This window comes from Acinetobacter sp. ANC 5045 (assembly GCF_004331005.1).
GTDB classification, from domain to species: Bacteria; Pseudomonadota; Gammaproteobacteria; order Pseudomonadales; family Moraxellaceae; genus Acinetobacter; species Acinetobacter towneri.
Genome location: NZ_SJNS01000019.1, coordinates 40,360 through 50,923 on the forward strand (window position 1 = coordinate 40,360; position 10,564 = coordinate 50,923).

A 10,564-nucleotide genomic window follows, 5' to 3' on the forward strand; every position below is an offset into this window, starting at 1 on the left:
AAGGCGGATTCAAACCCTGTGACAGTTCAATGAAGTTTATATTTCGAGTCATTGAGGATATGTAGCTTTGCTTACTTTAAATGCTTTGATCTAGTAAAATGATGCTATTCGTGCTTTAGATCTGGTGGGTGAATATGCATATTTTATATGTGAGCGATGGTAAGGCAGGTCATCGCTCTCAAGCATTGGGTCTTTTTAAGGCAATGCAAAAGCAAACAAATATTGATCTGACTTTTGAAGAAATTTCAATTGATCATTTACCACTGTTGAGTTTATTGACCGCATATAAAAAACAAAAACATGCTGCAGTATCGCAGCCACCTGATTATATTTTTGGGGTAGGCAGTCATACGCAATTACGTGTTTTATTGATGGGTAAAGTTTTTCCATGTGCGAAAACTGTCATTTTAATGAAACCCAATTTTCCATTATCTTGGTTTGATCATGTGGTTATTCCTGAACATGATGGTGTGCTAGAGCGGGAAAATGTGATTGTTACACAAGGTGCGTTGAATCCCATTGAAAATGAGCAGCGACACATAGCAAACCGTATTTTGATTGCGTTAGGTGGTTCATCTAAACGGCATATTTGGAATGCAGATAAGGTGATGTCTGCGATTCAGCAGATTGTGCAGCAGAATAAGCAGTGTGAGATTATTTTGACGAGTTCTAGGCGTACACCTGCTGATTTTTTACCTGCAGTGGCTCAGCAAAGTTTTGCTTCACAACTGCAAATTTTTCCAGTTGAAGAAACGCCGCAGGGCTGGATTTTTGAAGAGATGCAAAAAGCGGAAGCTGTATGGGTGACTGAAGATAGCGTATCTATGATATACGAAGCACTCACCGCAGGCTGTAAAGTGGGGCTTGTTCAGATAGATCGAGCGAAAGAGGATCGAATTACGCGTTCCGTGCAGCATTTGATTGATCAAAAACTTGTATCGAATGCTAGACAAATTGCTGAATTATATTCTACGACTGCTTTTAAAGAAGCAGAGCGTGTGGCAACATATCTTTTAATCAAGTAGCTGTGATTTAATCGTGATTTATATTCTGATTGTTTTATTTATCTTGTTGTTCGCATTCAGTTATAAGTACGCATGGTGGAAGCCAGCAGTAGATTGGGATAGACCACGAATTTTAATGTATCACATGGTACGTGAGCATATAGATGGTGCAAAGTTTAATAAATTACGAGTTAAGCCTACTGAGTTTGAAAAGCAAATAGCATGGTTAAAAGCAGAAGGTTTTAACTTTGTAACTATGCAGGAATTACAAGATCATTGGGGGGAGCATCCTGCAAAAACTGTTGCAATCACTTTTGATGATGGTTATTTAGATAACTTGGAAAATGCTTTTCCAATTTTAGAAAAATATCAAGCCAAAGCGACGATTTATGTAGTGATAGACCGACATGATCGAGATTGGTCAACCTACAAAAAAGCACATCATAATAGTGGTGAACTTGCCCGTGAGCCTAAATTAAATGATGAACAAGTCAAATTGTTATCAAATTCCGGTTTGATAGAAATTGGTTCACATACAATGACCCATGCGAATCTTGCAAAGTTGGATGATATTGAATGCTTAGATGAGTTAACTCAATCCAAGCAATCACTTGAAGATTTGATTCATCGCTCTGTAAATAGTTTTGCATATCCATTTGGTATTTATGCCGCGCGTGATGTAAGTTTGGCACAGCAGGCAGGATATACCAATGCAGTAACAACGCAAGAAGGCATAGATGGGAAAATGCCTGATTTTATGCAATTGCAACGTATTAAAGTGAGTGGTAAAGACTCATTATTTGCTTTTAAATTGCGAATGAAATTGGGGAAAAGAGCTTAGTTGCTTTCTCTACTATTAATTTTTCTTACATGATCTAATTGGTTGAAGTAAGTTGTGAGCTTCATCCGATGTTTGTTCCATGTTTGAATTGGATGAAGACGACTTGTTAAGTAAATGATGAAGTCTGTAAATTTTCGCTGGGGTGTATGGCGTATACTTTTCCAATAGGTTGAAATTGCTTTTTTGATCAGTAGTTTTTTATTTTGTTCAGCAATATCTGGATAGTCTCGGATAAAATCATCAATTGTGAAGAACATATCATGGTGTTGTTGTTCTAGATGGCGGGATAGGCGGTTTTCCCCACGAATAGATTTTGTTTCAGTCTCATCTAAAATAACAAAAACACTATGTAAGTCGCTAGAGATTATTTTTTTTGAATATTTGGATAAGTTTAAAGCTAATGATTCATCTTGAATAAATATGTTTTCATTGCAGCCTTTGGATTTTATAAATAAGTCACGTGTACACATAACGCACATCTGCATAATATTATTTTCAAGTACGTAATTTAAAGGTGTTGTGCTAGATTGCCATGTTGCAATAGTGTGCTTCTGAATTTCATTCAGATCGTGAATTTTAACCTTTTTTGCATAACATAAATCGGCATTTTGCTTTTGCATTTCTGCTAAAAACATATTGAGACGATTAGGTGCTAAAACATCATCAGCATCCATGAAAAATAGATAATTACCAGTTGCAGAAAATGCACCTTGATTTAAACGAACAGCTGGGCCTTTATTGTCTGCATTTTGAATGATTTTGATTTTTGGGTAAGTTTCTATTAGATATTTACTGTTTTTAGACCATTCTGGGTCTGTAGAGCAGTCATCTACCACAATAATTTCGTGCAAATTTTCATCTTGAGGTTGTAGTGATTCAATGGTTCTATTCAGTAATTGGCCTTTATTGTAATGAGTGAGGATGACTGAAATCATTTTAATATCCTAAATTACGTTTAAAAGCTTGGGTAATTGGGCTTGATGAGTTTAAATCTTGGGTATTTCTGACATTTGGATACTGAAAAATATCTTCGAGCATTTGTCTCTGCATGAGTTGAGCTTGAAGATATTTCTCATTTAAAGGTTCTAAAATAGACTTGGGGCCATATATTGAGCTGACAAAACGTCCACTTTGGATAGTTTCGGCAAGCATGGAAGTACTGTCTTCTGTGACGAAAATATAAGTAGCTTGTTGAATTAGTTGAATTAGTGACAAAGCTTTTTCAGTATCAATAAAATGTAATTGGATATTTTTTGGAATATCAGTTTTATTCAAAAATGCACTTAGATTTGGTGTGCGACGTGAGTTGGTAATTAAGCCTTTAAGTTGATTGTTTCTACAAAATAGAATGAAGTTACTTATGATTTTTTCAAAATCTCTATAAGTAAAAGGATGTTCATCTGTAGCCCCTCCTAAAACGAGTAAAGCCGTTGTTTGATCGAGTTGATCATGTTGCATGTTAAAAAACTCTTTTTTAACAGGTGGTGTTGTTAGTACAACTTGGTCTGATAGCGTGTTTTGTGGGAGTGCAGTAATTGTGCAGCTGACTAGTTTGCTGTTTACCTTACGTAAGTCACCTGCATAAAATAGAGGAACTTTTAAACTACGGCTTACAAAAATGCCATAGATTAAGTTGGGCATTCCAGAGCAAATAATGCAGTTAATATCATGATTTAAAATAAAATTTTTAAAAAATAAAGCAGCAAATAAGTCGAATAAACGCGGATACCAACTAATTTTTTTTAAGAGGCTGATTTGCCACTTTTTTAAGGTGGGTGTAACTATTTTATATAAAGTTGTTGAATAAGCTGTTTCTAGATTGTCGTAAACTCCTAAGCTAGGGTTTAAATGCCCAGCACGTTGGTCATGAATAATAAGAACAGCAAGGCTAGGTTTGCTTTTCATAAGATTTGAAAGTTTGACATATCAACTTTGTATAGTAGCAAAAATCTATTCTGTTGTCAGAGCAACCTTGAAGTAAGGCAAGATTCAGAGTGTTATTTTAAATTAGGTGGTGGCCTATTTAGGTTAATAATAATAAAATGTTTTCTAATCAGTAGTTAGCGCAATTTTAAAAAGGCTTTTTTTGAAAAAATTAAAAATAGTTCACACAGTTTATGGGGATGCTTCAGGTGGGCGTTGGCAAGCAATGCTGAACACTTTTGATGCATTAGAAAGCAAGGGGCATGAAGGTTTTTTGGTATATGGTGATGAAAATAAAAAGTTAAAATCTGAGAGTTATCCAAAGTTTGTACTCAATAGTTCAGGGTTTTATGATCTGATTGCAGCAGTAAAACTAGCTTTATGGTTACGCTCTTATCGGCCTGATCTTGTAATCGCCCATAGTGGACGTGCTGTTTACTTATTTAAAAATGCGATGTTTTTTTCACAAATCAAATGCCCTGTTATTGCGATGAATCATAGTCATAATGTGAAAAGGACATTACGCGCAGATGGATTTATTCATATTACTCCTTATGTAGCCCAGTGTGTTGCTGATGCTGCAAAAAAGAAGGGTGTGGATTTGAGAAAAAAACCACAAGCGGTTATTCCGAATTTAATACATTTGCCAGATGATGAACCTTCTTTTGCTAAAAAACTTGGGGAACCTGTGGTCTTGGGGATTATGACGCGCTTGGTTGAATATAAGGGTACACACATAGCAATTTCTGCTGTGGAGCAGTTAAAGCAAAAAGGATACATGGTCAAGTTGTTGATTGCAGGGGATGGTGAACAGAAAGAGTTTTTATTTGAGCAAGTTAAAGATTTGAATTTGGAGAGTGAAGTAGAGTTTTTAGGCTGGATTAGCGGAGAACAAAAAAGAAAGTTTTATAAAGATATTGATATTGCTCTCGTTCCTACAATGAATGATACCCAACCATTGGCTATATTAGATGCTTTTGCTTGGGGGAAACCTGTTGTTGCGAGTGATCATATTAGTGTCCAGCAAATTGTTCGACAAGGTGAAAATGGTTTGATGACAAAATGCGGAGATGTTCAAGATCTAGTTAATAATCTAATTATTCTGATTGAATCCCCTGAGCAAATTAGTAGAATGGCACAGGTTGGACACCAAGATGCTGAAAATGAATATCAATTTTGCAAAGTTGCGGATAAGCTGATCGATTTTCTTGATTCTACATATATTTAATAATGTCATTATGGTTTATTTGGGTTGGTTATGAAAATTTTAGTTACAGGCGGTGCAGGATTTATTGGTTCAGCTGTCATCCGCCATATTATTCAAAATACCAACAACCACGTTCTAAATATCGATAAGTTGACTTATGCAGGTAATTTAGAATCGTTAAAAGAAATCGATCAATATCCGAACTATGAGTTCAAACAAATCGATATTTGTGATACAGAACAAATTACAGCTGCAATAGATGCATTTCAACCTAATGCAATTATGCATTTAGCTGCAGAGTCGCATGTAGACCGCTCAATTGATGGCCCAGCAGCATTTATTCAAACCAATATTGTGGGAACTTATACTTTATTAGAAGCCGCTCGAAAGTATTGGATGGGGCTTGACGCCGAAGCTCAACAAAACTTTCGCTTTCATCATATTTCAACTGATGAGGTTTATGGTGACTTAGAAGGCACGACAGATTTGTTTACTGAAACAACTTCATACGCGCCAAGCTCTCCATATTCTGCCTCTAAAGCCAGTTCAGACCATTTAGTACGTGCTTGGCACAGAACTTATGGCCTACCTGTTATAGTCACCAACTGCTCAAATAATTATGGGCCTTACCATTTTCCTGAAAAATTAATTCCATTGGTGATTCTAAATGCACTGGATGCTAAACCTTTACCTGTATATGGTAATGGTCAGCAAATTCGGGATTGGTTATTTGTAGAAGATCATGCACGTGCTTTATATAAAGTGGTGACCGAGGGTGTGGTGGGTGAAACCTACAATATTGGTGGGCATAATGAAAAGCAGAATATTGAAGTAGTCAAAACTATTTGTAAAATTTTGAATGAGCTAAAACCACAGGTAAATGGTCAAACCTATGAATCACTGATTACATTTGTAAAAGACCGCCCTGGGCATGATTTACGCTATGCGATTGATGCTACAAAAATTCAAAATGAATTAGGTTGGACACCTACAGAAACTTTTGAAACTGGAATTCGTAAAACGGTGCAATGGTATTTAAATAATTTAGATTGGTGTCATCGAGTGCAAGATGGCAGTTACCAACGCGAAAGATTAGGTGTAAATTCATAATGTCAAATACAACAAAAGGTATTATTTTAGCGGGCGGTTCAGGTACACGTTTATATCCGATTACCAAAGGTGTATCTAAGCAATTATTGCCTATTTATGACAAGCCAATGGTGTATTACCCACTTTCAGTGCTTATGCTTGCAGGTATTTGTGAAGTACTCATTATTAGTACTCCTGAAGATATTGATGGTTTTAAGCGTTTGTTGGGTGATGGTGCTCAATTTGGTATTCAGCTTGAATATGCAGTCCAACCTAGTCCAGACGGTTTAGCGCAAGCATTTATAATTGGTGAAAGCTTTATTGGGGATAGTAATGTTTGCTTAGTGCTTGGCGACAATATTTTTTATGGTCAAGGTTTTACTCCAATGCTACGTCAAGCCGTTGCCCGTCAAAAAGGTGCAACGGTATTTGGCTATCAGGTGAAAGACCCTGAGCGTTTTGGTGTGGTTGAATTTGATGAGCAGAAACGAGCAATTTCTTTAGAAGAAAAACCTAAACAACCTAAATCCCACTTTGCGGTCACAGGTCTATATTTTTATGACAATGATGTGATTCAAATTGCGAAACAAGTGAAGCCTTCTGAACGTGGAGAATTAGAAATTACCACAGTTAATCAGATGTATTTAGAGCGCGGTGATCTAAATGTGGAATTGCTCGGACGTGGTTTTGCATGGTTAGATACAGGTACACATTCAAGTTTACTGGAGGCAGCACAGTTTGTAGAAACCATTGAAAAACGCCAGGGTTATAAAGTGGCGTGTTTGGAAGAAATTGCCTTGAATAATGGTTGGCTGAGCAAAGAACAAGTTTTAGAAATTGGTCAAAGCATGAGTAAAAATGATTATGGGCAATATCTAATTTCTTTGGTGAATGAGATATGAGTCAAGAGTCAATTTATGTCACTCAACCTGTTTTACCTGAGCTTGCAGAATTTATTCCTTATTTAGAACAAATTTGGAAAAATAAAATTTTAACCAACTGTGGACCATTACATCAGCAGTTGGAAAAAGAGCTTTGTGAGTATTTGGGCGTTGATTATATTTCATTATTTAATAATGGAACAATTGCGTTAGTAACAGCACTACAGGCGCTAGGGCTTGAGCAAGGTGAAGTGATTACGACGCCATATACTTTTGTTGCTACGGCTCACTCGATAGTTTGGAATAAACTCACTCCAGTCTTTGTTGATATTGATCCGCAAACATCTAATATTGACCCAGTAAAAGTTGAGCAAGCCATAACTGATAAGACAGTCGCGATTTTACCTGTACATTGTTATGGCATCCCTTGTGATGTGGAAGTACTACAAAATATTGCTACTAAGCATAATTTAAAATTAATCTATGATGCAGCACATGCTTTTGGAGTGAGATATCAAGGACAGAGCCTATTAAATTATGGAGATTTAAGTGTAATGAGCTTTCATGCTACAAAAGTATTTAATACTTTTGAGGGGGGGGCTATTGTTTGTCACAGTGTTGAAATGAAACAACGCATTGACCGTTTAAAGAATTTTGGTATTGTGAATGAAAGTATAATAGATGATATTTCTTTAAATGGTAAATTGAGTGAAGTACATGCTGCACTAGGTTTACTACAATTAAAATCTATTGATAGCACATTATTAGCACGAAAAAAAATAGATGAAATGTATCGTAATGGACTTGCAGGTATATCAGGGATTTACTGTATTAAACGTCCAAGTTTAGAAAAAGATAATTACTCTTATTTTCCAATCGTTATTTCTAAGCCGTATCCGCTTAGACGTGATGAATTGTTTGAAAAACTAAAGCTTAATGGGATTTTTGCAAGAAAATATTTTTATCCGATAATGACTGATTTGGCTATTTATAAGGAATATCAATCAGACACTCCTGAAGCGAAACTCTTATCAGAGGGAGTGCTTTGCTTGCCGCTATATCCAAATCTTAGCCTAGATTCAGTACAGAAAATTATTGATTTAATTAAGGACAATTAAGATGGCTTTTTTAACAGAAGAGCAAATTAAAGCCATGGGCTTTCATCACGTAGGTGAAAATTGCTTACTTTCAGATAAGGCCTCTTATTATAATTGTAAAAATATTAGTATTGGTAGCAATACTCGTATAGATGATTTTTCAGTACTATCTGCCGGGGATGGTGGTATAGAAATTGGTGAGTATGTCCATCTTGCGATTGGTGTGAGTCTCATTGGGGCTGGGAAAATTTCAGTTCAAGATTTTGCAGGACTTTCATCTCGGGTTTCGGTCTATAGTAGTAATGATGATTATAGTGGTCAGTTTATGACGAATCCTATGGTGCCTAGTCAATACACAAATGTGACGAGTTCGGATGTAATAATTGGAAAGCATGTAATTGTTGGGTCTGGAAGTGTGATTTTGCCTGGTGTGACTTTAGAAACAGGTGTTGCTGTTGGTGCATTAAGTTTAGTAAATAAAAATTGTTCAGAGTTTGGTATTTATATCGGGACTCCTGTAAAACGAATTAAAGAGAGAAAAAGAGATTTACTTGAGTTAGAAATAAAACTAAAAAATGAGGGATCTATTTAGTATGAATATATTGGTTTCAGTCTGTATTGTTACCTATAATCAAGAAAGATTTGTAGAGCAGACTTTACAAAGTATTCTGAATCAAAATACAAATTTTCAGTATGAAGTTATTATTGGAGATGATTGCTCTACTGATTCAACTAGAAAAATAATAGAAGATTTTTTACTAAAATATCCCGATATTATAGTTCCAGTTTTTCATGAGAAAAATATTGGTCCTTTAGAAAATCTTAAGGCGGTGTATAGAAAAGCGAAAGGTAAATACATTTATCATCTCGATGGGGATGACTTGGCTCTTCCGGTTAAATTGCAACGGCAATTTGATGTCATGGAATCCAATCCAGATTGCGTCATCTGTACTCATGATATGCGATATATTGATGCTGAAGGAAATAAGGTACGAGAATGGACCCATCAAAAGGGTAAATTCGATTTAAATTATTTATATCTAAATTTACCTTTTTTTGCACATTCATCAAAAATGTTCCGAAATGATTTTATGTTTGATTATTTTGATGAATTGCACCCTCAAGCATTAGATATTGAAATACATATTGAGCAGGCCAAAAAAGGATTAATTTATCATTTAGATGAAGAGTTGGGGGCATACCGTGTAGATGTTGGAATTAGTACTATTGGAAAAAAGATTAACCCAATTTTACCTATGGGTATAATGAGAGTATATGATAAGAAATTGGTGGAAGAAAATGATTTATATAAACTTGAACAATTAAGAAAAACTTATTCTAAGTATACGCTGCAATATGCCCGCCAATTTCATCAAACTGGAAGTGATTATGACTTATATTGTGAGTTGGTTAAAAAATCTCTATCTATAAGATATTACACCATCAGACAATTAAAATATTTTATTCTAACCCTTTTGCCAAAGTCAGTATACTTGATGAAAAGCAAATAAAATTTTTAATCACATAATTGAAGAATTTTTTTCTGCATATTGTCCATACACACTTTATCTATACATTCTTGGTTATATTTATAAGGATTTTGCACACATTTTTCTAATGCAGAACTAAGAGCTCTAATATTTTGTTTAGGAACTAATCCAAATTTTGCAGTATCAAGAGTAAATAAATCTGTAATACCAGCTGAAGAGTCATAACTAATAACAGGAATACCAAGAGCAATTGCTTCGGCTAATGTTACTGGACTACCTTCGTATAAAGAGCACATAACAAGACTCTTGCTTTGTAACATTAGTTGATGTGGTTCATCTACCCATCCAAGAAAATCTATTCTATCGGAAATATTAAGTTGTTTTGCTAGGTCTTTGAGTTTCTGGCATTCAGGCCCATCTCCAACAATGGCCATTCTTCCCGTGAGATTACTCATAGCAAATGCTTTAATGGCATGGTCTACTTGCTTAATTTGAACTAAGCGCCCAACAAAAATTACATCCCATTTCTTTTTAGTAAATTTAGATCGACCTATAAGATCTTTAGGTAATTCTACACCATTTGCAATAGTGATAATTGAATTTGGTTGTGTATGAATCTTTGCTTTATATTCTAAGTCACGGTTTACTGTAATTAGGTTTTTATTCTTAAATAATTTAGAAAACTTTCTTTTATTTCTAAAAAAACGAAAATACTCTTTGATTTGTTTTAAAGGATTGTTAAATCTTCTAATCTCTAAAAGATCTCCATGAATCCAATACCAGATGTTTTCTTTTTGGGTTAAGTATTTGCCTAGGTAATATCCATTATGAAAACCAATAATTATTAAATCAAAATTTCTCTTATTTATTAAGCTGTCATTAAAAAGTAAACATGTATTCTTTTCCGAATTGGTTTGATACTCTCTCCACCCATTGCTCTATTTTATCAGCTGTCATGACTTGAAAATCTCGCCAATAATATTTCATCTGCTTCCATACCATCTCGATTCGATTTAACTCAGGGCTATAAGC

The 10,564-nt window shown here is 35.1% G+C and carries 11 protein-coding genes and 1 pseudogene; 8 read left to right on the forward strand and 4 right to left on the reverse strand.

What is annotated here, in order from left to right; all coding sequences use genetic code 11:
* The first annotated feature begins 134 nt into the window (after positions 1–134).
* Both E0H79_RS12760 and E0H79_RS12765 read left to right on the forward strand, forming a co-directional pair.
* A complete protein-coding gene (locus E0H79_RS12760; protein WP_131261822.1) occupies positions 135–1,025 on the forward strand; it encodes a mitochondrial fission ELM1 family protein in 891 nt (296 codons plus the stop codon).
* 13 nt (positions 1,026–1,038) lie between these two features.
* Positions 1,039–1,845, forward strand: coding sequence for a polysaccharide deacetylase family protein (locus tag E0H79_RS12765; protein WP_131261823.1), 807 nt, complete (start codon positions 1,039–1,041; stop codon positions 1,843–1,845).
* Here E0H79_RS12765 and E0H79_RS12770 read toward each other — a convergent pair.
* Together E0H79_RS12770 and E0H79_RS12775 are read right to left on the reverse strand one after the other, a co-directional pair.
* The gene (locus E0H79_RS12770; protein ID WP_131261824.1) at positions 1,842–2,780 is read right to left on the reverse strand and encodes a glycosyltransferase family 2 protein; all 939 of its coding nucleotides are present in this window, start codon (positions 2,778–2,780) and stop codon (positions 1,842–1,844) included. The two genes, E0H79_RS12765 and E0H79_RS12770, sit on opposite strands and share 4 nt — an antisense overlap.
* A 1-nt stretch (position 2,781) precedes the next feature.
* Positions 2,782–3,750, reverse strand: coding sequence for an ELM1/GtrOC1 family putative glycosyltransferase (locus E0H79_RS12775; RefSeq protein ID WP_131261825.1), 969 nt, complete (start codon positions 3,748–3,750; stop codon positions 2,782–2,784).
* 181 nt (positions 3,751–3,931) lie between these two features.
* Between E0H79_RS12775 and E0H79_RS12780 the strand changes: the two genes are divergently transcribed.
* Genes E0H79_RS12780 through E0H79_RS12805 form a run of 6 tightly spaced genes read left to right on the forward strand, consistent with a single transcriptional unit; the run spans position 3,932 to position 9,553 of the window.
* The gene (locus E0H79_RS12780) at positions 3,932–4,996 is read left to right on the forward strand and encodes a glycosyltransferase family 4 protein (RefSeq protein WP_131261826.1); all 1,065 of its coding nucleotides are present in this window, start codon (positions 3,932–3,934) and stop codon (positions 4,994–4,996) included.
* A gap of 30 nt (positions 4,997–5,026) precedes the next feature.
* Positions 5,027–6,085, forward strand: a complete 1,059-nt coding sequence (gene rfbB / locus E0H79_RS12785; protein WP_131261827.1) for a dTDP-glucose 4,6-dehydratase — start codon at positions 5,027–5,029, stop codon at positions 6,083–6,085.
* Positions 6,085–6,966: a glucose-1-phosphate thymidylyltransferase RfbA gene (rfbA, locus tag E0H79_RS12790; protein WP_131261828.1), complete on the forward strand. Its 882-nt coding sequence runs from the start codon at positions 6,085–6,087 to the stop codon at positions 6,964–6,966. Before rfbB ends, rfbA begins: the two co-directional genes overlap by 1 nt.
* A complete protein-coding gene (locus E0H79_RS12795; RefSeq protein WP_131261829.1) occupies positions 6,963–8,063 on the forward strand; it encodes a DegT/DnrJ/EryC1/StrS family aminotransferase in 1,101 nt (366 codons plus the stop codon). The genes rfbA and E0H79_RS12795 overlap by 4 nt, the downstream gene beginning before the upstream one ends.
* A 1-nt stretch (position 8,064) precedes the next feature.
* A complete protein-coding gene (locus E0H79_RS12800; protein WP_131261830.1) occupies positions 8,065–8,634 on the forward strand; it encodes an acyltransferase in 570 nt (189 codons plus the stop codon).
* A 1-nt stretch (position 8,635) separates the two neighbouring features.
* The gene (locus E0H79_RS12805; protein WP_131261831.1) at positions 8,636–9,553 is read left to right on the forward strand and encodes a glycosyltransferase family 2 protein; all 918 of its coding nucleotides are present in this window, start codon (positions 8,636–8,638) and stop codon (positions 9,551–9,553) included.
* 5 nt (positions 9,554–9,558) lie between these two features.
* On the opposite strand, the gene E0H79_RS15595 is transcribed toward E0H79_RS12805, so the two are convergent.
* A complete protein-coding gene (locus E0H79_RS15595) occupies positions 9,559–10,401 on the reverse strand; it encodes a glycosyltransferase (RefSeq protein ID WP_131261832.1) in 843 nt (280 codons plus the stop codon).
* 10 nt (positions 10,402–10,411) lie between these two features.
* A pseudogene (locus E0H79_RS12815) lies at positions 10,412–10,564 on the reverse strand (transposase); the annotation flags it as partial.